This window comes from Amycolatopsis sp. NPDC004368 (genome assembly GCF_053602515.1).
Map to the genome: position 1 here is coordinate 20,112 of NZ_JBSGDT010000054.1, position 20,716 is coordinate 40,827.

A 20,716-nucleotide genomic window follows, 5' to 3' on the forward strand; every position below is an offset into this window, starting at 1 on the left:
CGGGAAGGCCATTCGGCGGTCGTGCGGCCCGTCGGCCGATCCGGCCCCTCGAGTGGGTGACAGCCGGGCGCGCGCCCGCTGACCTGGCCGGAAGGCCTGTGGCGCGTCCCCCTAAGCTGAACGGAACGTTTTCGGGAGGTCGGGTGGCGACAGCTTCGGGAGCACGGCCGACGGTCGGCGTGCTCGCCCTGCAGGGCGCCGTGCGCGAGCACGTCGCGATGCTGGAACGCGCGGGCGCGCACGCCGTGCCCGTGCGCCGCGAGTCGGAGCTGTCCGAAGTGGACGGCCTGGTGCTCCCCGGCGGGGAGTCCACCACCATGTCGCGGCTGCTGGAGAGCTTCGAGCTGCTCGAACCGCTGCGCGCGCGGATCGCGGACGGGATGCCCGCGTTCGGCTCGTGCGCCGGGTTGATCCTGCTCGCGCGCCAGGCGCTCGACGGGCGTCCGGACCAGCAGCAGCTCGGCGGGCTCGACGTGGTGGTGCGGCGCAACGCGTTCGGTCGGCAGGTCGACTCGTTCGAGGTGGACCTCGACTTCGCCGGGGTCGAGGGCGGGCCCGTGCACGCGGTCTTCATCCGGGCCCCCTGGGTCGAGAAGGCGGGCGACGGGGTCGAGGTGCTGGCCACCGTGCCGGCGGCGCTCGTCCCCGAAGATCCCGCGGCCGGCCCGCCCGAGGCTAGGATCGTCGCGGTCCGGCAGGGGTCGGTGCTGGCCACCGCGTTCCACCCGGAGATCACCGGGGACGAGCGCGTGCACCGGATGTTCGTCGAGCTCGTGCGAGAAGCCTGAGCAGGGATTGCGGCGTGCGCGCGACGCGGGTCGCGGGCACGCGGAACAAATGGAGGAAAGATGAGCGGCCACTCCAAGTGGGCCACGACGAAGCACAAGAAGGCCAACCTCGACGCGAAGCGTGGCAAGCTCTTCGCCCGGCTGATCAAGAACATCGAGGTGGCCGCCCGGACCGGCACCGGCGGTGGGGACCCCGACGGCAACCCCACGCTCTACGACGCCATCCAGAAGGCGAAGAAGAACTCGGTCCCGCAGGACAACATCGAGCGCGCGCGCAAGCGCGGCGCCGGCGAAGAGGCCGGTGGCGCCGACTGGCAGAACATCACGTACGAGGGCTACGGGCCCAACGGCGTCGCGGTGCTCATCGAGTGCCTCACGGACAACAAAAACCGTGCCGCCATGGAGGTCCGGACCGCGCTCACGCGCAACAACGGCTCGCTGGCCGACCCGGGCTCCGTCGCCTACATGTTCAACCGCAAGGGCGTCGTGATCATGCCGAAGGGCGACACGACCGAGGACGACGTGCTCATGGCCGTGCTCGACGCGGGCGCCGAGGAGGTCAACGACCTCGACGAGAGCTTCGAGATCGTCTCCGAGGGCGGCGACCTGGTGCCGGTGCGCAAGGCGCTGCAGGAGGCCGGGTTCGAGTACGAGTCGGCGGAGCTCACGTTCCTGCCCACCGTCTCGGTGCCGCTGGACGTCGACGGCGCGAAGAAGGTCTTCAAGCTGATCGACGCCCTCGAGGACTGCGACGACGTGCAGAATGTCTATGCCAACTTCGATGTCTCCGACGAGGTCATGGCGTCGGTGGACTGATCGGGGTGTGGCGTGGAATGTCTACGCACTGCGTCGGATTCCATGTCTCCGATGAGGTCATGGCGTCGGTGGACTGACGGCGGTGAGCGGCGGACTTCCCGTCGTGGCAAGGAATTCGGCGGCACACGCAGAGTAGAGCGTGCCGGCGAACGGCCCCGGTCGAGTGCGGAGGAGTCCGCGTCCGGCCGGGGCCGTTTCCGTGCCGATCAGCGGAGCGTAGCCGGAATCCTTGCTGTGCCGCGGAAAATTGCCCCGCGCCGGTACTGGGCTCAGCCCGGCGCTTCCGGCACAATGGCCGCCGTGACGACCTCAGCCCTCACCGCCGAAGAGCAACGCCTGATCGACTGGATCGAGTCCCAGGCGAAGGAACGGGGCAACGCGGTCATCGCGGTCCCGCAGGACGAGCAGGGCGCCAACTTCTGCTTCACCGCCTGCGCGTGGGCGCTGCACAACGTGCCGGAGGCCGTCGTCGTCGGCCTGCCCGGCGACATGGGCCCGATCCTGCTCGACGCGTACGTCGACCGCGCGGCCAACGGCGAGATCTTCGAGGTCGGCAAGCGTTACGACGACTTCTTCCAGGGCGGCGCCATCGTCTTCGAACGCGTGGCGAAGGGGCACTACCCCGAGTACTTCGGCTCGGCGTTCCTCGTCTACCCCGACGGCGACTTCCCGGCGCTGCAGCTGATCGTCTCCACGGCCGACGGGCAGTTCCCCTGGCAGGACACCGCTCCCGACGGCTTCGCCGACTGGCAGCCCGTGCTCACCGAAAGCGGTGCGCCGGAGAGCTGGACCCCGGGCGTCGACGGCCCCTGACCCGGGTCACCACGGCAGGGTGCGCAGGTCCGCCGCCGCGGCGGGGAACCGCTTCGCGAGCGTGGCGGCGTCGGCGAACTCCACGCACTCGTCGGTGTAGGGCGGCACGACCACGGTGCCGAGCAGGCACCACTCGCCCAGCGGCACCGTCGCCTGCCAGGTGCCCGCCGGCACCACGACCTGCGGCCGCTGGCCGGTGGCGACGTCGGTGCCCAGCACCGGCCGCGTGATGCTGCCGTGGGGGTGCAGGAGCAGCATGCGCGCGGGCGCCCCGGCGTGGTGCACGAACACCTCCACGCGGTCGAGCCGGTGCGGAGCCGAGAACTGCGGTGCCACCAGCAGGTAGTAGATCGCCGAACCTTCGGCGGCACGCCAGCTCTGGGCGAAGCGCCCGCCTTCGACGGGCAGCGGCGACAGACCCAGGTGGTGGATGAATTCATCCGGCTCCGGCATGGCGGCCATCCTGCCGCAGCCCCGCCCAGTAACCTGCATCTCGAACGGATGTTCGCGCGGGGACGAGGAGAAGGTGTGCGGGTGCTCGGGGTCGACCCCGGTCTGACCAGGTGCGGTCTCGGCGTGGTCGACGGCGGCAAGGGCCGGGCCGTGCGCGCGGTCGCCGTCGGCGTGGTGCGCACCCCGGCGAACGCCGATCTCGCGCACCGGCTGCTCGGCATCGCCGACGAGGTCGAGGTATGGCTGGACAAGTACCGGCCCGAGGCGATCGCGGTCGAGCGCGTGTTCGCCCAGCACAACGTCCGCACCGCCATGGGCACCGCGCAGGCGGGCGGCGTCGTGGCGCTGGCCGCGGCCCGGCGTGGGCTGCCGGTCGTGTTCCACACCCCGAGCGAGGTCAAGGCCGCGGTCACCGGATCCGGCCGCGCCGACAAGGCGCAGGTCACCGGTATGGTGATGCGCCTGCTCAACCTCGAGGTGAAGCCCCATCCCGCCGACGCGGCCGACGCCCTGGCGCTGGCCATCTGCCACCTCTGGCGCGAGCCGATGCGGGTCCGCCTCGCCGAGGCCGAGGCGCGCGCGGCCGAGCTGGCCCGCGCGCACAAGGCCAGGCTCGCGGCCGCCGCGAAGCAGGCCGGCGCCGCCACCCGCGCCCCGGTGCGGCGCGCGGCGCGCCGGACCCCGACCCAGCTGGACGACACAGGAGCACCCCGATGATCTCCTCCGTACGCGGTGAAGTGCTGTCCGTCGGCCTGGACCACGTCGTGGTCGAGGTCGGCGGCGTGGGTTTCGCCGTGCAGGCCACCCCGGCGACGCTGGCCACACTGCGCCGCGGCGAGCAGGTGCGCCTGCACACCGCGCTGGTCGTGCGCGAGGACTCGCTGACGTTGTTCGGGTTCGCCGACGACGACGCGCGCGAGCTGTTCGGCCTGCTGCAGACCGTGTCGGGCATCGGCCCGCGGCTCGCGCTCGCCACGCTCGCCGTGCTCGAGCCCGACAAGCTGCGCGCCGCCTTGGTGGAAGGCAACATCACCGTGCTCACCCAGGTGCCCGGCATCGGCCGCAAGGGTGCCGAACGGCTGTCGCTCGAACTGCGCGACAAGGTCACCGCGCTCGGCGCCACCGGCGAGGTGCCGGCCGTGTCCGCGCCGGGCGCGCTGCGCGCGGAGGTCGTGGAAGCGCTGGCGGGCCTGGGTTTCCCGGCCAAGCAGGCCGAACAGGCGGTGGACCGCGTGCTGGCCGAGGGCGACGGGCACACCACCTCGTCCGTCCTGCGCTCGGCGCTGGCCACCCTCGGGCGCAAGCGGTAGCCGATGGATCACGAAGTGACCGAGTTCGAAGCGGACGACGAAACCCTCTCCGCGCTCTCGCAGAGCGGCGAGCGCGAGGTCGAGACGACCCTGCGCCCGCGCAAGCTCGACGAGTTCGTGGGCCAGCCCCGCGTGCGCGAGCAGCTGGAGCTGGTGCTGGAGAGCGCACGCCGCCGCGGCGTGCCGCCCGACCACGTGCTGCTGTCCGGCCCGCCGGGCCTGGGCAAGACGAGCATGGCGATGATCGTGGCCGCCGAGCTGGGCGCGGCCATCCGCATCACGTCCGGCCCGGCGCTGGAACGCGCGGGCGACCTCGCCGCCATGCTGTCGAACCTCGCGCCGGGCGACGTGTTGTTCATCGACGAGATCCACCGCATCGCCCGGCCCGCCGAGGAGATGCTGTACCTCGCGATGGAGGACTTCCGCGTCGACGTGGTCGTCGGCAAGGGTCCCGGCGCCACGAGCATCCCGCTCGAGATCGCGCCGTTCACCCTGGTCGGGGCCACCACGCGGTCGGGCTCGCTCACCGGGCCGCTGCGCGACCGCTTCGGCTTCACCGGCCAGATGGAGTTCTACTCCGACGCCGAGCTGGAGCTGGTCGTGCGGCGCGCCGCGACGATCCTCGACATCCCCATCGACCGCGACGGCTGCGCCGAGATCGCCCGCCGTTCGCGCGGCACACCCCGCATCGCCAACCGCCTGCTGCGCCGGGTCCGCGACTACGCCGAGGTCCGGGCCGACGGCACCGTGACCCGGGACATCGCCCGTGCCGCGCTGAAGGTCTACGACGTGGACGAGCTCGGCCTCGACCGGCTGGACCGCGCGGTGCTCACCGCGCTGACCCGCTCGTTCGGCGGGGGACCGGTGGGCATCTCCACGCTCGCGGTCGCCGTCGGTGAGGAGGCGACCACGGTGGAAGAGGTGTGCGAGCCCTACCTGGTCCGCGCGGGTATGCTCGCTCGCACTCCGCGGGGCCGGGTCGCGACCGCGGCCGCGTGGGAGCACCTCGGCCTGGTGCCGCCGCCCGACGCCGGGCGGCCCGACCAGGGCGGTCCCTCGTTGTTCGACCAGGGCTGAACCAGGGCTGACGGGGACGTCGGGCACCGGCCGGCGGGCGCGTTACCGACGGTGGGTGCTGGCGATTTCGCGAGCACCTGGCACACTCGAAGACAGCACATCCGTCAAAACCGGACGTAAGCACCGACCGAGCGACGTCCGTCGAATGGAGAGTCATGAACAACTTACTGCTGCCGTTGCTGCTGCTGGTCGTGGTGGCCGTGCCGCTCGTCCTCGGTACCCGCAAGCAGAAGAAGCAGCAGGCAGCCCAGCAGGACCTGCAGCGGAGCATCGCTCCCGGCGACCGCGTGATGACCACCTCGGGCCTCTACGGCACCGTCGCCGACGCTTCCGGTGACGACACGATCGACATCGAGATCGCCCCGGGTGTCGTTACCACGTGGCTGCGCATCGCGGTTCGCGAGAAGGTCCAGCCGCCGGTCGAGGCCGACGAGACCGAGACCGACGCCGACGACACCGCCGAGGAGACCGTCGGCGGTGTCGCGTCCACCGAGGCGCCCGCCCAGGAGTCCATCGAGGACGACGGCGAGAAGTCCGGTGCGCAGATCGCGCCCCCGCTGGAGCACGGGAAGAAGTGACCTGCTTCTTCCCCGGGCAGTGACACGCGCGTAGCCGACGAAAGTCGGTACGGGCGAACGCAGGGCTCACGCAGCACCGAGTACTGTCTCGGTGCTGCGTGCGTGTCCGCCGCCATAGTCATGCCCAGCAGCGAGCCGGGAGCACCGTCCCGGTCCGCTCACCGAACCAGTTGGGGTCCACCCAGTCCGAGGAGACCGAAGCACCGTGGCACCATCGGCCGGGCATCTCCGCCCGGGACGCTATCTCGCCTTCTTCGCCCTGATCGTGGTCGCGTTGTACGCCCTGGTGTTCTTCACCGGCAGCGGCAAGCCCACGCCGAAGCTCGGCATCGACCTGCAGGGCGGCACCCGGGTCACGCTCACCGCGCGGACGCCCGACGGCGGCCAGCCCACGCGCGACTCGCTGAACCAGGCGCGCCAGATCATCGAGACCCGGGTCAACGGCATCGGTGTCGCCGGCACGGAGGTCGTGCTCGACGGCAACAACGTCGTCATCACGGTCCCGGGCGCGCAGGGCGACCAGGCGAAGTCTCTCGGACAGACCGCGAAACTCGGTTTCCGCAAGGTCATCACCTCGCAGCCGAACACCCCGGCCGCCCCGCCGGCGCCGCCCGCCTCGGGCACCGCGGCGCCGCCGTCGGGCACCCCGTCGGCTCCGCCGGCCTCCGGCACCCCCTCGGCTCCGCCGGCCTCCTCGGGCGCGCCGAACGGCGGCGGTGGGGCGGCCGGCGCTCCGGCCCAGCAGCCACCGAGCACCACGCCGTCGGCCCCGCCCGCGTCGAACGCGCCGGCGGCCGGTGACAAGGCGCTGACGCCGATCCAGCAGGCCCAGGCGATCCGGCAGAACCCGGACCTGGCCTCGACCGACCAGGCGAAGGCGCAGGCCGCGCAGCAGGCCGCGCTGGCCTCGCTCACCTGCGCGCCGAACGTCGCCGACCCGCTCGAAGGCAACGACCTCTCCGACAAGCCGCTGGTCGCCTGCGGTGATCAGGACGCGACGAAGTACGTGCTGGGACCCCAGTTCCTGCCCGGCACCGAGATCTCCGGCGCCAACTCGGGTTACGACCAGCAGCGCGGCCAGTGGGTCGTCGACCTGACTTTCAACGGCACCGGTAGCAAGACCTGGGGTGACTTCACCGCGGCCAACGTGAACCAGCAGGCCGCGTTCGTGCTCGACACCCAGGTCGTGTCCGCGCCGACCATCCAGGGCGCCATCCTCGGCGGCAACACGCAGATCACCGGCCAGTTCACGCAGGCGACCGCGAAGAACCTCGCCGACGTGCTGAAGTACGGCTCGCTGCCGCTGTCGTTCGACTCGTCCGACGCCACCACGGTGTCGGCGACCCTCGGCTCCGCGTCGCTGCAGGCGGGTCTGCTCGCCGGCGCGATCGGCCTGATCGTGGTCTTCGTCTACTGCCTGATCTACTACCGCCTGCTGGGGATTCTCACGATCCTGTCGCTGGCACTGTCCGGCCTGCTGGTCTACGCGGTGCTGGTGCTGCTCGGGCGGTGGATCGGGTACACGCTCGACCTCGCGGGCATCGCGGGCCTGATCATCGCCATCGGCATCACGGCGGACTCGTTCGTCATCTACTTCGAACGGCTCAAGGACGAGATCCGGGAAGGCCGCACCTTCCGCTCGGCGGTGCCGCGCGGCTGGGCCCGCGCCCGGCGGACCATCCTGGCGTCCGACGCGGTGAGCTTCCTGGCCGCGGCGATCCTGTACGTGATCGCGGTCGGCGACGTCCAGGGCTTCGCCTTCACGCTGGGCATGTCGACGGTGCTGGACCTCGTCGTGGTCTACCTGGTCACGCACCCCCTGGTGGCCATGGTGTCCACGTCGAAGTCGAAGTTCCTGTCGAATCCCCGGAACCTCGGCCTCGGTGCCGTCCAGCGCTTGGCCTCGGAACGCAGGGCCACCCGCCCCACCGTCGGCCGCACGAACGTGAAGGAGGCCTGACGTGGGCGTCGAAGACCTGGGCACGGACGCCGAGTCGGGCGCCCGCAAGGCCACCCCGAGCGGCAAGAAGGAAAGCGTCTTCCGCCGGCTCTACGTCGGCACGGGCGCGTTCGACATCGTCGGCGCGCGCAAGCGCTGGTACATCTTCTTCGCGGCGCTGGTGCTCGTCTGCATCGGCTCGATGTTCATCCGCAGCTTCAACTTCGGCATCGAGTTCGAGGGCGGCACGCAGATCCAGCTGCCCGCCCACGGTGCCCACGGTCAGATCACCACCGCGCAGGCGACCGAGTCGTTCACCAAGGCGCTGGGCAAGCAGCCGTCCGAGACGCAGAGCGTCGGCACCGGCAACGCGACGACGATCCAGATCCGCTCGGAAGCGCTGCCGGCCGACCAGGTCGCGAAGGTGAAGCAGCAGCTGTTCACCGACCTGGCACCGGAAGGCGCCAACGGCCAGCCGAGCGTGCAGGCCATCAGCGACAGCGCGGTGAGTGCTTCGTGGGGCGGGGAGATCTCGCGGCAGGCGCTGATCGCGCTCGCGGTCTTCCTCGTGGCCGTGGTGATCTTCCTGGCGATCTACTTCGACATCCGGATGGCGCTGGCCGCGCTGATCTCACTGATCCACGACATCGTGGTCACCGCGGGTGTGTATTCGCTGGTCGGCTTCGAGGTCACTCCGGCGACGGTGATCGGCCTGCTGACCATTCTCGGGTTCTCGCTGTACGACACGGTGGTGGTGTTCGACAAGGTCCGCGAGAACACGCGCGGCCTGCTCGGTCTCACCCGCCGCACGTACGCGGAGGCGGCCAACCTGGCGTTGAACCAGACGCTGATGCGCTCGTTCAACACCGCGTTCATCGCGCTGCTGCCGATCCTCGGCCTGCTGATCGTCGGGTACATCCTGCTCGGCTCCGGCACGCTGCAGGACCTGGCGCTGGTGCAGCTCACGGGCACCCTGGTCGGCGTGCTGTCGTCGGTCGCGCTCGCGACGCCGCTGCTGGTCGACTTGAAGATGCAGGAGCCGCAGTACCAGCAGCAGGCCCAGCGGGTCGCGGCCCGGCGCGCCAAGGCGGCCGCTCGCGAAGCCGCGGGTGACGACTTCGACGCGGCGGACGACGACGCGCTGGCCGCCGAGCTCCGCAAAGAGAAGGCGATGGCGGCGGCCGCCGGGGTCCCGGCCCGCACGCCGAAGGCCCGGCCGCAGAACAAGCCCCGCCGCGCCGGCGGCGGGGTGTCCTCGGCGAAGCGGAAGCGCTGACCCGGTGGATCTCGAGCAGGCACTGGGCTACTTCTCGGAAACGCCCGACTTCCCGGAGCCCGGTGTGCTGTTCCGGGACCTGAGCCCGCTGCTGGCGAACGCCGAGGCGTTCACCGCGGTCGTCGATGCCCTGTCCGGCACGATCGGCCCCGAGGTCGAGCTGCTGGCCGGCGTCGAGGCCCGCGGGTTCCTCCTCGCCGCGGCCGTGGGGTATTCCCGCGGCCTCGGCGTGGTGCTCATCCGCAAGCCCGGCAAGCTGCCCTCGGTCGCGGGTCGGGTCGACTACGCGCTGGAGTACGGCACGGCCGGTGTCGAGCTGCCCGCGAACGTCGTGCGGCCCGGGCAGCACGTCGCCATCCTCGACGACGTGCTCGCCACCGGTGGCACGGTCTCGGCCACGGCGAAGCTGCTCGAAGACGCCGGCGCGGTCGTCGACGGCGTGTCGGTGGTGCTGGAGCTCGGCGCGCTGGGCGGCCGGGCGCTGCTGGCGGGCCGGCCGGTCTCGGCCCTGCAGGTCGTCTGACCCCTCGTCACCAGCGGGAACGGTCGGGAAGCAGGACCGTTCCCGCGGTGTTGAACTTGTCGTGGCCTCGCTGGTGACCGGCAGTGTGTCGGGCACCGATCGGACGTAGGCGGCGAAGCCGCGCGGTCGAACGGCTACCCTGAGGGTTCGAAGGCCGCACGAGCAGCAGGAGGTGCGGGTGAGCCAAGAGCTCGACGCCGCGGTGCCCGCGAAGACGGTGCCCGCGAAGGACGGCGGGGCGAAGGGCGTGCAGGCGGTACCGCCGCCGAAGGCGAACGGGGCCGCGCCCAACCCGTCGGCGACCCGCCGCGTGCGGGCCCGCCTCGCCCGCCGGATCACGGCCCAGCGGGCCGCGCCCGTGAAGCAGGTGCTCGAGCCGCTCGCCGTGATCCACCGCGAGCTGCACCCCAACGCCGACCTCGCGCTGCTGCAGCGTGCCTACGACGTGGCCGAGGAACTGCATCGCGACCAGCGGCGCAAGTCCGGTGACCCGTACATCACGCACCCGCTGGCCGTCGCCACGATCCTGGCCGAGCTGGGCATGGACACCACCACGCTCGTCGCGGCGCTGCTGCACGACACCGTGGAGGACACGGGGTTCTCGCTCGACCAGCTGAAAGCGGACTTCGGCGACAAGGTCGGCGAGCTCGTCGACGGCGTCACCAAGCTGGACAAGGTCAAGCTCGGCATGTCGGCCGAGGCCGAGACGATCCGCAAGATGGTCATCGCCATGGCGAAGGACCCGCGGGTGCTCGTGATCAAGCTGGCCGACCGGCTGCACAACATGCGCACCATGCGGTTCCTGCCGCCGGAGAAGCAGGCCCGCAAGGCCCGCGAGACGCTCGAGGTGCTCGCCCCGCTGGCCCACCGTCTCGGCATGGCGACGGTGAAGTGGGAGCTCGAAGACCTCGCGTTCGCGATCCTGCAGCCCAAGAAGTACGACGAGATCGTGCGCCTGGTCGCCGACCGCGCGCCTTCGCGCGACACGTACCTGCGCAAGGTGATCGCCGACCTCACGAGCAACCTCGTGTCGTCGCGGATCACGGCGAAGGTCGAGGGCCGGCCGAAGCACTACTACTCGATCCACCAGAAGATGATCGTGCGCGGGCGCGACCTCGACGACATCCACGACCTGGTGGGCGTGCGGATCCTCGTCGAAGACGTACGCGACTGCTACGCCGCCATGGGTGTCGTGCACGCGCTGTGGCAGCCGGTGCCCGGGCGGTTCAAGGACTACATCGCGCAGCCGCGCTTCGGTGTGTACCAGTCGCTGCACACCACCGTGATCGGCCCGGACGGCAAGCCGCTGGAAGTGCAGATCCGCACGTACGAGATGCACCGCACGGCGGAATACGGCATCGCGGCCCACTGGCGCTACAAAGAGACACGAGGCACGCACAGTGGTAGTGGTGCTGCCAACGCGATGGACGTCGACGAGATCGCGTGGATGCGCCAACTGCTCGACTGGCAGCGCGAGGCCGCCGACCCGGGTGACTTCCTGGAGTCGCTGCGCTACGAGCTGGCGGCCCGCGAGATCTTCGTCTTCACGCCGAAGGGCGACGTGATCACGCTGCCCGCCGACTCGACGCCGGTCGACTTCGCCTACGCCGTGCACACGGAGGTGGGCCACCGCTGCATCGGCGCCCGCGTGAACGGGCGGCTCGTGGCGCTGGAGCGCAAGCTCGAGAACGGCGAGAACGTCGAGATCTTCACGTCGAAGGCGGAGAACGCCGGCCCGAGCCGCGACTGGCTGCAGTTCGCCGGGTCGCCGAAGGCCCGCGCGAAGATCCGCCAGTGGTTCGCGAAGGAGCGCCGCGACGAGGCGATCGACGCGGGCAAGGAAGCGATCACCAAGGAAATCCGCAAGGTCGGGCTGCCGATCCAGCGGCTCGTGTCGGCGGAGTCCATGGGCTCGGTCGCGAAGGAGCTGCGCCACGGCGACATCTCGTCGCTGTACGCGGCCGTGGGGGAAGGCCACACCAGCGCCAAGCACGTGGTGCAGCGGCTGGTGGCGCTCATCGGCGGCGTCGACGAGGCGGAGGAGGAGCTCGCCGAGCGGGCCACCCCGTCCACCGTCACGCGCCGGCGCGGGTCGAACGACGTCGGCGTGATCGTGAAGGGCGCCAGCGACGTGTGGGCCAAGCTGGCCCGCTGCTGCACCCCGGTGCCGGGCGACGAGATCCTCGGCTTCGTCACGCGCGGTGGTGGCGTGAGCGTGCACCGCACCGACTGCACGAACGCCGACGACCTGCGCACCCAGCCGGAGCGGCTGGTGGAGGTGGAGTGGGCGCCGTCCTCGTCGTCGGTGTTCCTGGTGGCCATCCAGGTCGAGGCGCTCGACCGGCACCGGCTGCTGTCCGACGTGACGAAGGTGCTGGCGGACGAGAAGGTGAACATCCTGTCGGCGTCGGTCACGACGTCGCGCGACCGGGTGGCGGTGAGTCGGTTCTCGTTCGAGATGGGCGACCCGAAGCACCTCGGGCACGTGCTGAAAGTGGTGCGGGGCGTGGAGGGCGTGTACGACGTCTACCGGGTCACGTCAGCGTCCTGAGCCAGTCCTGGAGCGCCGCCGTCACCTCGGCGGGGCGCTCCATCGGGGGCAGGTGGCCGGTGTCGGGCAGGTCCAACCGGGTCGCGCCGGGGATCTCGGCGGTGAACTTGTCGGCCAGGTCGAGCAGGCCCCCGGCGTCTTCCCGGCCGATGATCACCAGCGTGGGTGCGGTGATCTCGGGCAGGCGGCTCCGGGTGTCGGGCACTTCCTCCGTCCACTTCGGATCGATCCACTCGCGCCGGTACACGTCTTCGCACATCTCGAGGGCCTTGGCGTGAACCTCGGGATCGATGTGCGTCCGATGTGGACCGACGACGAGGTAGCGGACGTTGGCCTCGGCGATCGCGGTGACGTCCTGCTCGCGGATGTGATCGGCGGTGTGGTCGAGGTAGGACTTCAGCCGTTCGGCCGGCACCGCGGCGAGCATGGCGTCGCGGGTGTCCGAGGCCATCGGCTCGGGCCACTCGTGCCCGGACAGCCCGGCGCCGATCAGCGCGATTCCGCTCACGCGCTCGGGGGCGGCGAGGGCGGCGTCCAAGGAGTAGGCGCCACCCATCGACGAGCCGACGAGCGCGGCCCGCTCCACACCGAGCGCGGACATCAGCGCGAGCAGGTCGCGGTGGTGGGACACGGTGCCCACCGCCGCGGCCGAGTCGCCGTGGCCGCGGCGGTCGTAGCGGATCACGCGGTGCCGGCGCGCCAGGGCGGCGAACTGGTGGTCCCACATGCGCCGGTCCGCGAGCCCGGCGTGCAGGAGCACCACGGGCGGGCCGGTGCCGGCCTCGTCGTAGCCGAACCGCGCGCCGTCGAACTCGATCGTCCCCATGACGGCCACGCTAGTGCGCGGAGCTGATCACAGCGGGCGGTTTCGCGCAGGGCGATCGGCGTTAGGGTGCTGACATGACCGACGGATTCGAGTTCACTCGCGACGGCGAGGTCGCGTGGCTGACGTTGTCCCGGCCGGAGAAGATGAACGCCATCACCTACGGCATGTGGTCCGCGATCCCCGACGTCGTGGCCCGGGTCGAGGCCGACCCGGCGCTCAAGGTCCTGGTCCTCACCGGCGCCGGCAAGAACTTCTCGGCCGGCGCCGACATCAGCGAGTTCCGCGACCTGCGCTCCACCGCCGACGGCGCCACCGCATACGACAAGACCATGGAAACCGCCGTCGCCGCCCTCGTCTCGATGCGCAAACCGTCGGTCGCCATGATCCACGGCAACTGCATCGGCGGCGGCTGCCAGCTCGCGGTCGCCTGCGACTTCCGCTTCGCCGCCGAAGACGCTCGCTTCGGCATCACCCCGGCCAAGCTGGGCATCGTCTACCACTTCGACTCCACGCGCCTGCTGGTCTCACTGGTCGGCCCCGCGCACGCCAAGTACTTCCTGCTCTCGGGCGAGCTCATCGACGCCGTCCGCGCCCGCGAAATCGGCCTCGTCAACGACATTCACGCAGCCGTTGGCCTCACCGCCGCGACCACGGCGTTCGTGGAGACCCTGTGTTCCCGTTCGCAGGCTTCGATCCGCGGCATGAACCGCGTGATCGAGAAGATCACCGCCGGCCAGGAGGAAACGGACGACGAGGTCGAGGCACTGCGGCTGGCCGCTCTGCACGGCGAGGACTACGCGGAGGGCGTGGACGCGTTCCTGAACCGGAGGGCACCGAAGTTCACTTACCGGTGAGGTCTGGTCGACCGGGTTCTCGCCTGGAGAGGCGTCCACTGTGGTCGGTGGGATCCGGTGGGCGTGGCTCGCGAGCGTGGTGGGTCCTCACGGGCCGCCGGGCCACACGACGAAGGGGGCCGAGCGGATCACCGCTCGGCCCCCTTCGGACGTTCAGGCGAAACTCAGGCCGCCACCGTCACCGCGGTGAACTTGACCTGCTTCTTCGGCTCGCCGGTCGCGCCGTCGGGGCCGATGGCGCCGATGCCGTTGTGGGCGATGGTGTCGAGGACCTTGAGGCCGTCGTCGGAGATGCTGCCGAAGATCGTGTACTGAGGGGGCAGTTCGGCGGTGCCGTAGACCATGAAGAACTGGCTGCCGCCGGTGTTGGGCTGGCCCGTGTTGGCCATGGCGAGGATGCCGCGGCCGTACTTCTCGCCGTCGATGAACTCGTCGGGGATGGTGAAGCCGGGGCCGCCCATGCCGTCGGCGCTGGGGTCGCCCTTCGCGTTCGGGTCGCCGCACTGCAGCATCTGCAGGCCGCTCGTGCCGAGGCGGTGGCAGATGGTGTCGGTGTAGAAGCCCTGCTTGGCCAGGCTCACGAACGCCTGCACGGTGCACGGCGCGAGCGCGCGGTCGAGTGTGATCGGGATGTCGCCGACGGTCGTCTTCATCGTGATCTGGACCGTGCCCTGCGAGGGCACGTTCTTGCCGTCCGGCGCGTCCGTCTTCTTCGGCGGCGGCGCGCTCCGCGTGTCGGCCGGGTAGGAGCACGTGGTCGGGTTCGGCAAGGCCTTCGGCCGCGTCGGCAGCGCGGTGCGCTGCGTCGGGATCGGGTCCAGGGTGGGCGCCGGCGGGGTCGACGAGGCGGAGCTCGACGGCGGGCTGGCGGCCGCGCTGGAATCGTCGCCGCCGCTGTTCACGACCCACACGACGACTCCGGCGACGATGAGGACGACGCCGCCGACCACTCCGGCACCGACGATCTTGCGTCGCTTGGCCCGGTCCCGCCGACGCTCGATCTGCCGCTCGAGTTTCCGCTTCGCGGCTTCACGGCGCTGCTGGTTGGTCGCCACCCGCCCTCCAGTTTCCGGTCGGTGTCACACGTCTGAGGTAGCGGCAGTGTATGGGCACAGCCTGTGAGGACTCTGTACAGGGGCCGCTAGTCTCGATCCGATCGTGATCAGTGCCGCAGCGTCTGGAGGGGTTTGGTGCTCGTCGTCGGGTTCGCCGCGGGGCCGTTGCGCGCGAACTGCTACCTGCTCGCCCCGGCACCCGGCGGCGAGTGCGTGGTGGTGGACCCGGGGCAGGATTCGGCGGAACCGCTCGCGGCCGCCCTCGCCGAGCACGGCCTCACGCCCGTCGCGCTGCTCGCCACCCACGGTCACCCCGACCACGTCGCCGGCGCGGCGCGGCACGATCTCCCGCTGCGCCTGCACCCGGCCGATCGCGAGTGGTTCGCCGGTCCGGCGGAAACGCTCACCGAAGGCCCACTCGCGGTGGCGGGCCTCGTGCTCGACGTCGTGGCCGTGCCGGGGCACACGCCGGGGTCGGTGGCGTTCGCCGTGCGGGCGAGCGAGGGTGGCAGGCTGGTGCTCACGGGGGACACGTTGTTCGCCGGGTCGATCGGGCGATCCGAAGGCCCCGGCGCCGAACTGGAGAGATCGTTGCGCACGAAGCTGCTGACCCTGCCCGACGACACCGTCGTGCTGCCGGGCCACGGGCCCGCCACGACCATCGGGCGCGAACGCGCGACCAACCCCGCGCTGGTGCGGGCATGACCGAGCAGGAAGGCGCGCCGGAGCGGCTGCCTTTGTTCGCGGAAGACGCGAAGGTCACCCGCCGGCGCGCGTGGTCCGGGCTGATCGGCGCGGTGATCGTCGCCGCGGCGTTCGGGGGCATTGCGGGGCTGATCGGTGGGCAGCTGGTCGGACTGATCGTCGCCGTGGTCGTCGCGCTGCCGCTGCTCTACCTCGTGCTCTACGCGCTGCGGCGCCGGATCTGGCTCGAAGGCACCACGCTCGTCGTGCGCACGTGGGGCGTGCGGCGCATCGGGCTCGTGGAGGCGGAGCGGCTCGACATCGTGATCGGCGACGTGCGCGGCACTCGCACGGTGAGCCTGCTCGTGAACGCGGGCAAGCGGCGCAAGACGGTGAAGGTCGACCTCGCGGTGTTCGCCGGCACGGGCGGGCGCGAGCTGGGCGCACTGCAGCTGCGCCGCGTCGCCGACGCGCTGCTGAACAACACCGAAGCCAACGGGCTCGTGTTCTCCGAGCTGCTCGTCGCCGAGCTGAAGTCGGAGGCACGCGGCGACGCCGTGGCCGAGCGGCCGCTGTACCGCCTCGCGTCGGCCGCCCCGGCGGGCCGCTACATCCAGCGCTTCCCGATGGAAGCCGTCAGCCGCTTCGTCGCGACGTTGGACTGACGCGGTTCTCGGCGGTGTCCAGGCCGTCGACGCGGGCCCGGATCTGCTCGACCTGGTCGGCCAGCTCCGGCAGCTCCTCGGCGACGTAGGTGAGCAGGCGCTCGAGGTGGCGCAGTGTCACGCGCACGTCCTCGAGCGCGCTCGCGATCCGCGGGACTGCCTCGGCCGCCTCCAGCAGCGCCGCGAACAACCGCCGGATTAGGTGCACGGTGACCCGCGGTCCCGCCAGTACGGCTGAGAACACGACCCCTCCTCGGGTACGGATGTACTCGCCTCGGTCGCGGACTTCGTACCGCAGCCGCGTCGCGCTCGGGAGGCCGGGGTTCGTCCGCGTTACTGGTGTGACGAAACGTGATCCGTGGTGCTCAGGAGGTGGTCGACGGGCTCGCGCGCCGCGATCAGGGCGGCCAGGACCGTGGTCACCGGCACCGCCGCGACGATGCCCACGGACCCGGCGAGCGTGCGGATGATCTCCGAGGCGATGTCCTCGCTGCCGAGCAGCGCGCCCAGCCCGACGCCGGAGATCGACGAGTACAGCAGCACCGGCAGCGCGGCGCCGGCGTAGGCCATCACGAGCGTGTTCACGGCGGAGCCGACGTGGTCGCGCCCGATGCGCAGGCCCGAGCGGTACAGCTCGCGCCAGCCCAGTGTCGGGTTCGCCCGCCGCAGCTCCCACACGGCGCTGGTCTGGGTGATCGTCACGTCGTCGAGCACGCCGAGCGCGCCGATCACCACGCCCGCGAGCAGCAGGCCGCGCGCGTCGATGCCGTGGCCGAGCGAACCGATCAGCGTCGACGTGCTGTCGTCGAGCCCGGTGAGCGACGCGCCGACGGAGAAGATCGCCGACAGCACTCCGATCAGCGCGAGGCTCACGAGGGTGCCGAGCACCGCGACCGTCGTTCTCGCCGACAGCCCGTGCGTGAGGTACAGCGCCACGAACATGATCGCGCCGGCGCCCGCGATCGCGACCAGCAACGGGTTCTCGCCGGCGAGGATCGAGGGCAGCACGAACAGCACGATCACCACGAAGCTCAGCACCAGCGCGACGAGCGCCGCGAGCCCCTGCCAGCGCCCGAGCACCAGCACCGCGACGGCGAACAACGCGGCCAGCAGCACGAGCGGCGTGCCGCGCTGGAAGTCGACGAGCTGGAACGATGCCGGATCGGTGGCGTTTCCGCCGTTGTAGGCGAGGACGACGTCGTCGCCGGCGGAGAAGCGCGGGGTGCTCGGCTCGATCGGCACGATGAGCCGCAACGGTTTCCCGCTCGCCGGACCGTCGGTCATCGTCAGGTCGACGGTGAGGCACGGCTTCTGGTCGGGGTCGGCCTGCGTGCCGACCTGCACCTGGCCGTTCGCGAGACACGGCCCGGTGGCGGTCGCCGTGATCGACCCCTGCACCGGCGTGCCCTGCGGCACGACACTCGTGGGGGCCGCCTTGCCCCATGGGTACAGCACGATCATGCCGACCACCGTCGCGACGGCCAGCGGGACGAGCAGCCAGGTGAGCAGCTTCCGCACCCGGGTGGAGGCGGGGGCGGCAGGGCCGTGGCCGTGGCCGTGACCGTGCCCATGACCGTGCCCTTGTCCGTGTCCCTGCGCGGACGAGGTGAGGGCGGCCCGCAGGCCCTTGCGTGGGGCGGGTTTCGGGGTTTCGGCAATGTCGGGGGACGCGGGGAGGGACGTTTCGCCCGTGCGGCGGGGCCTTTCGGCTTGAGGGGTGCCGGGGAGCGGGGTTTCGCCGGTGCGCCGGGCCGGCCCGTCCGCGGTGCGTGCGGGGCCGGTTTCGGTGCTGCGGCGGGAGGTTTCTCCGGCTTCGCGAGTGTCCGGCAGCGGGTTTTCGCCCGTGTGGCGGAGGTGCCCGTCGGTTCGGCGGGTGGTCGGGGTGTTCCCGGCGCGGTTCGCGGGTGGGGGTGTTTCGCCGCGGTGGCGCGGCGGCAGAGAATTTTCACCAGCGGCTCGTCCGGCGGGTGGTGGCGTCTCGCCCCTCCGGCGTGTGGGTGCCGGTCCTTCGGTGCTCCGGGGCGGCGGGGTATCGCCTGCCCCGCGGGAACCGGGCAGCGGCGTCTCGCCCGTGTGGCGCGAGGGGCCGGGGGTTTCGCCGGTGCGGCTCGCCTGCGACGGCTGCCCGGTCCGGCGCGAGGCCGGCGGTGGGGGGTCGCCCCGGCGCCTCCCGGTGGGCGATCCGGCAGCCGCAGGGGGAGTGACACCGGTTCGGCGGGCGGCGGTGGGGAACGCGTCACCGCCGCGCGGCTCGGCGGCTTGGCGCGGGTGGCGTCCGACGGGGTCCTCCCCGGCGCGGCGGGCGCGGCGCGGTGGCTCGTCTTCGACCGGCCAGTCGAGCCGGTCGCCCGCGGGCGGGAGGGCCGGGGGCGCGGAGGGGTCGCCGGCGACGCGGCGGATGGGGCCGGTGTCGGCGTCGGCCGCGTCTGGGTCGGCGGGGTATTCGGGCGGTGCCACGGCGCACATCCTGCACTCCGGCGGTGGCCGTCACCCGTACCGGGTGGGGGACGACCCGGTCGTATCCGGCGATTCACTCAGCCGAGCGCCTGGCGCAGGTGCACGCGCCGGTACGCCGAAGGCGGCGTGTCGAAGTGGTCGAGGAAGGCCTGGCGCAGCGTCTCGGTGGAGCCGAAGCCGCAGCGGCGGGCGATGGCCGCCAGGGGCAGGTCGGTGCCCGCGAGCAGGCGGGCGGCGTGCTCGGCGCGGACGGTGCGCACGTACTTGCCGGGCGTGGTGCCCAGGTGCGCGTCGAACAGGCGGGTGAGCTGTCGGGTGCTGATGCCCGCCTGTCGGGCCAGCACCGGCGTGCCGAGGTCCTCGCCGAGGTGCTCGGCGACGAACGCGGTGAGGTCGCGCACCTGCCGGTGCTCGGGCGGCGGCCCGGACAGGAACATGCTCACCTGTGCCTGGTTCCCGGGCCGCTGCAGGTAGGTCACCAGGGTGCGGGCGGCTTCGCGGGCGAGCGTGGGGCCGTGGTCCTCCTCGACGAACGCCAGCGCGAGGTCGAGCCCGCTGGTCACGCCGGCGGAGGTGTAGACGTCGCCGTGGCGGATGAACAGCGGCACCGGGTCCACGGTCACCGACGGGTACCTCGCGGCCAGCTGCGCCGCGTACGCCCAGTGCGTGGTCGCGCGCCGACCGCTGAGCAGCCCGGCCGCGGCCAGCACGGTGGAGCCGGTGCACACCGACGCCGTGCGCGTGCTGGTGCGGGAGAGCCGGCGGACGTGTTCGAGCAGGCGTTCGTCGGCCGCCGCCGCGCGGTGGCCGACGCCGCCGGAGACCACGAAGGTGTGCAGCGGCCCCGAAACCTGGTCGAGCCGCACGTGGGGAGTGAGCGCGATGCCGGACTGGCAGCGGAACGGGTGTCCGTCCACAGTGGCCAGCCGCAGGGCGTAGCGCGGCCGGGCGCCGAGGCGGTTGGCGGCATCGAGCGCGTCGGAGACGCACGCGATGTCGAGCAGCTCGGCGTCGGTGTACGCGACGATCACGACCTGCCGTTCCGGTCCCGGCATGATCGAACGTTAGCAGGTCAGCAGGCCGATCGACACGGTTCGCAGGATTACGGACATCGCGTTCCCGCCCGCGGGCGTCAGGGAGCACGGTGGGGTGCATGACCGAAAAGACGTTCGCCTTCGTCCTCTACCCGGGCCTCACGGTGCTCGACCTCGTGGGCCCGCTCCAGGTGCTGAGCGCGTTCGCCACAGCGAAGGACGATTTCCGCGCGGTGGTCGTGAGCGAGACCCTCGATCCGATCGGCACCGACACGCCGCTGGGCGTCACCCCCAGCCACACCTTCGCCGACGTCCCGCAGCCGTACGGCGTGCTCGTCCCGGGCGGCAGCGCGCCGACGATCAACGCGCTCGGCAACCGGGTGCTCATCGACTACCTCGCCTCGACCGCGCGCACGGCCGAGCTGATGACGTCCGTTTGCACGGGCTCGCTGCTGCTCGGCGAGGCCGGTCTGCTGGAGGGCCGCGAAGCGACCACCCACTGGATGTTCCGCGATCTGCTGCGGGCGTTCGGTGCCACGCCGGTCGCCCGCCGCTGGGTCGACGCGGGGCCGGTGATCACGGCCGCGGGCGTCTCGGCCGGCATCGACCTGGCGCTGCACCTCGTCGAGCGGCTCGCGGGTCCCGAGGTCGCCCGCACCGTGCAGTTCGGCATCGAGTACGACCCCGAGCCACCGCTCGGCCCCCTCGACTGGGCGGCTGCCCCGGACGCCGCCCTGAAGCCGTTGCTGGAGTACACGCTGGGCAACGTCCTGACCGACCGCCCGGACCTCAAGGCGAAGCTGCTCGCCCACGCCTGACCGCCCTTCCAACGAGGTGAGCCATCCGGGTGAGGGCAGCCGGATGCGCACCGTGGCGCGGGTACCTTCGGGTCGCTCGATCAGGTGACGTGCGGCCGTGGGGAGCTAGTGTCCTGAGTCATAATTTCGGGGCCAGTGGTTAGGGTGTTGTGATGCCGAATCCGAAACTGCCGCCGTTGGTGTTGAGTGACGAGGAGCG

The 20,716-nt window shown here is 71.6% G+C and carries 21 protein-coding genes; 15 read left to right on the forward strand and 6 right to left on the reverse strand.

What is annotated here, in order from left to right; all coding sequences use genetic code 11:
- The first annotated feature begins 143 nt into the window (after nt 1–143).
- The 3 genes from pdxT to ACWEOE_RS39745 all read left to right on the forward strand — a co-directional run bounded on the left by pdxT (nt 144) and on the right by ACWEOE_RS39745 (nt 2,417).
- Nucleotides 144–788 carry a pyridoxal 5'-phosphate synthase glutaminase subunit PdxT gene (gene pdxT, locus ACWEOE_RS39735; protein WP_452018594.1) on the forward strand — a complete coding sequence of 215 codons (645 nt, stop codon included), beginning with the start codon at nt 144–146 and terminating at the stop codon, nt 786–788.
- A 60-nt stretch (nt 789–848) separates the two neighbouring features.
- A complete protein-coding gene (locus ACWEOE_RS39740) occupies nt 849–1,604 on the forward strand; it encodes a YebC/PmpR family DNA-binding transcriptional regulator (RefSeq protein WP_452018596.1) in 756 nt (251 codons plus the stop codon).
- A gap of 291 nt (nt 1,605–1,895) precedes the next feature.
- Entirely contained in the window at nt 1,896–2,417 is a 522-nt protein-coding gene (locus ACWEOE_RS39745) for a DUF4262 domain-containing protein (protein WP_452018598.1), read from the forward strand.
- A 6-nt stretch (nt 2,418–2,423) separates the two neighbouring features.
- Here ACWEOE_RS39745 and ACWEOE_RS39750 read toward each other — a convergent pair whose 3' ends face one another.
- Nucleotides 2,424–2,870: a cupin domain-containing protein gene (locus ACWEOE_RS39750; protein ID WP_452018600.1), complete on the reverse strand. Its 447-nt coding sequence runs from the start codon at nt 2,868–2,870 to the stop codon at nt 2,424–2,426.
- A 75-nt stretch (nt 2,871–2,945) separates the two neighbouring features.
- On the opposite strand from ACWEOE_RS39750, the gene ruvC reads away from it, so the two are divergent.
- From ruvC to ACWEOE_RS39790, 8 genes are all read left to right on the forward strand, one after another.
- Nucleotides 2,946–3,587, forward strand: a complete 642-nt coding sequence (ruvC, locus tag ACWEOE_RS39755; RefSeq protein ID WP_452018602.1) for a crossover junction endodeoxyribonuclease RuvC — start codon at nt 2,946–2,948, stop codon at nt 3,585–3,587.
- Complete coding sequence (gene ruvA / locus ACWEOE_RS39760) at nt 3,584–4,180, forward strand: Holliday junction branch migration protein RuvA (protein ID WP_452018604.1); 597 nt, start codon at nt 3,584–3,586, stop codon at nt 4,178–4,180. Before ruvC ends, ruvA begins: the two co-directional genes overlap by 4 nt.
- Before the next feature lie 3 nt (nt 4,181–4,183).
- Nucleotides 4,184–5,257: a Holliday junction branch migration DNA helicase RuvB gene (gene ruvB / locus ACWEOE_RS39765; protein WP_452018606.1), complete on the forward strand. Its 1,074-nt coding sequence runs from the start codon at nt 4,184–4,186 to the stop codon at nt 5,255–5,257.
- A gap of 155 nt (nt 5,258–5,412) precedes the next feature.
- On the forward strand, nt 5,413–5,835 hold the full coding sequence (yajC, locus tag ACWEOE_RS39770) for a preprotein translocase subunit YajC (RefSeq protein WP_452018608.1): 423 nt from the start codon (nt 5,413–5,415) through the stop codon (nt 5,833–5,835).
- A gap of 205 nt (nt 5,836–6,040) precedes the next feature.
- The gene (gene secD, locus ACWEOE_RS39775; RefSeq protein WP_452018610.1) at nt 6,041–7,795 is read left to right on the forward strand and encodes a protein translocase subunit SecD; all 1,755 of its coding nucleotides are present in this window, start codon (nt 6,041–6,043) and stop codon (nt 7,793–7,795) included.
- Nucleotide 7,796: 1 nt separating this feature from the next.
- Nucleotides 7,797–9,050 (forward strand): protein translocase subunit SecF, encoded by a 1,254-nt coding sequence (secF, locus tag ACWEOE_RS39780; protein ID WP_452018612.1) that lies wholly within the window; start codon nt 7,797–7,799, stop codon nt 9,048–9,050.
- Between the two features lie 4 nt (nt 9,051–9,054).
- Nucleotides 9,055–9,573 (forward strand): adenine phosphoribosyltransferase, encoded by a 519-nt coding sequence (locus ACWEOE_RS39785; RefSeq protein WP_452018614.1) that lies wholly within the window; start codon nt 9,055–9,057, stop codon nt 9,571–9,573.
- Nucleotides 9,574–9,820: 247 nt separating this feature from the next.
- Nucleotides 9,821–12,124: a RelA/SpoT family protein gene (locus ACWEOE_RS39790; RefSeq protein WP_452018642.1), complete on the forward strand. Its 2,304-nt coding sequence runs from the start codon at nt 9,821–9,823 to the stop codon at nt 12,122–12,124.
- Here the strand turns inward: ACWEOE_RS39790 and ACWEOE_RS39795 are convergent.
- Nucleotides 12,108–12,950, reverse strand: coding sequence for an alpha/beta fold hydrolase (locus tag ACWEOE_RS39795; RefSeq protein WP_452018616.1), 843 nt, complete (start codon nt 12,948–12,950; stop codon nt 12,108–12,110). The two genes, ACWEOE_RS39790 and ACWEOE_RS39795, sit on opposite strands and share 17 nt — an antisense overlap.
- A gap of 74 nt (nt 12,951–13,024) precedes the next feature.
- On the opposite strand from ACWEOE_RS39795, the gene ACWEOE_RS39800 reads away from it, so the two are divergent.
- Complete coding sequence (locus ACWEOE_RS39800) at nt 13,025–13,804, forward strand: enoyl-CoA hydratase/isomerase family protein (protein WP_452018618.1); 780 nt, start codon at nt 13,025–13,027, stop codon at nt 13,802–13,804.
- A 164-nt stretch (nt 13,805–13,968) separates the two neighbouring features.
- Here ACWEOE_RS39800 and ACWEOE_RS39805 read toward each other — a convergent pair whose 3' ends face one another.
- Nucleotides 13,969–14,859, reverse strand: a complete 891-nt coding sequence (locus ACWEOE_RS39805) for a peptidylprolyl isomerase (RefSeq protein WP_452018620.1) — start codon at nt 14,857–14,859, stop codon at nt 13,969–13,971.
- Nucleotides 14,860–14,994: 135 nt separating this feature from the next.
- On the opposite strand from ACWEOE_RS39805, the gene ACWEOE_RS39810 reads away from it, so the two are divergent.
- A complete protein-coding gene (locus ACWEOE_RS39810; RefSeq protein WP_452018622.1) occupies nt 14,995–15,564 on the forward strand; it encodes an MBL fold metallo-hydrolase in 570 nt (189 codons plus the stop codon).
- Entirely contained in the window at nt 15,561–16,208 is a 648-nt protein-coding gene (locus tag ACWEOE_RS39815; RefSeq protein ID WP_452018624.1) for a hypothetical protein, read from the forward strand. Before ACWEOE_RS39810 ends, ACWEOE_RS39815 begins: the two co-directional genes overlap by 4 nt.
- Here ACWEOE_RS39815 and ACWEOE_RS39820 read toward each other — a convergent pair.
- The 3 genes from ACWEOE_RS39820 to ACWEOE_RS39830 all read right to left on the reverse strand — a co-directional run bounded on the left by ACWEOE_RS39820 (nt 16,180) and on the right by ACWEOE_RS39830 (nt 19,720).
- Nucleotides 16,180–16,452: a hypothetical protein gene (locus ACWEOE_RS39820; protein ID WP_452018626.1), complete on the reverse strand. Its 273-nt coding sequence runs from the start codon at nt 16,450–16,452 to the stop codon at nt 16,180–16,182. The two genes, ACWEOE_RS39815 and ACWEOE_RS39820, sit on opposite strands and share 29 nt — an antisense overlap.
- Before the next feature lie 89 nt (nt 16,453–16,541).
- Complete coding sequence (locus ACWEOE_RS39825; protein WP_452018628.1) at nt 16,542–17,726, reverse strand: YibE/F family protein; 1,185 nt, start codon at nt 17,724–17,726, stop codon at nt 16,542–16,544.
- A 1,016-nt stretch (nt 17,727–18,742) separates the two neighbouring features.
- Nucleotides 18,743–19,720 (reverse strand): GlxA family transcriptional regulator, encoded by a 978-nt coding sequence (locus tag ACWEOE_RS39830; protein WP_452018630.1) that lies wholly within the window; start codon nt 19,718–19,720, stop codon nt 18,743–18,745.
- Between the two features lie 98 nt (nt 19,721–19,818).
- On the opposite strand from ACWEOE_RS39830, the gene ACWEOE_RS39835 reads away from it, so the two are divergent.
- Complete coding sequence (locus tag ACWEOE_RS39835) at nt 19,819–20,517, forward strand: DJ-1/PfpI family protein (RefSeq protein WP_452018632.1); 699 nt, start codon at nt 19,819–19,821, stop codon at nt 20,515–20,517.
- The last annotated feature ends 199 nt before the right edge of the window (nt 20,518–20,716 follow it).

Bases quoted from the DNA above. Each gene is read 5' to 3' on its own strand.
- ACWEOE_RS39740 (WP_452018596.1), top strand. From the start codon at position 849: ATGAGCGGCCACTCCAAGTGGGCCACGACGAAGCACAAGAAGGCCAAC.
- ACWEOE_RS39745 (WP_452018598.1), top strand. From the start codon at position 1,896: ATGGCCGCCGTGACGACCTCAGCCCTCACCGCCGAAGAGCAACGCCTG.
- ACWEOE_RS39750 (WP_452018600.1), bottom strand. From the start codon at position 2,870: ATGCCGGAGCCGGATGAATTCATCCACCACCTGGGTCTGTCGCCGCTG.
- ruvA (WP_452018604.1), top strand. From the start codon at position 3,584: ATGATCTCCTCCGTACGCGGTGAAGTGCTGTCCGTCGGCCTGGACCAC.
- ruvB (WP_452018606.1), top strand. From the start codon at position 4,184: ATGGATCACGAAGTGACCGAGTTCGAAGCGGACGACGAAACCCTCTCC.
- yajC (WP_452018608.1), top strand. From the start codon at position 5,413: ATGAACAACTTACTGCTGCCGTTGCTGCTGCTGGTCGTGGTGGCCGTG.
- ACWEOE_RS39795 (WP_452018616.1), bottom strand. From the start codon at position 12,950: ATGGGGACGATCGAGTTCGACGGCGCGCGGTTCGGCTACGACGAGGCC.
- ACWEOE_RS39800 (WP_452018618.1), top strand. From the start codon at position 13,025: ATGACCGACGGATTCGAGTTCACTCGCGACGGCGAGGTCGCGTGGCTG.
- ACWEOE_RS39815 (WP_452018624.1), top strand. From the start codon at position 15,561: ATGACCGAGCAGGAAGGCGCGCCGGAGCGGCTGCCTTTGTTCGCGGAA.
- ACWEOE_RS39830 (WP_452018630.1), bottom strand. From the start codon at position 19,720: ATGCCGGGACCGGAACGGCAGGTCGTGATCGTCGCGTACACCGACGCC.
- ACWEOE_RS39835 (WP_452018632.1), top strand. From the start codon at position 19,819: ATGACCGAAAAGACGTTCGCCTTCGTCCTCTACCCGGGCCTCACGGTG.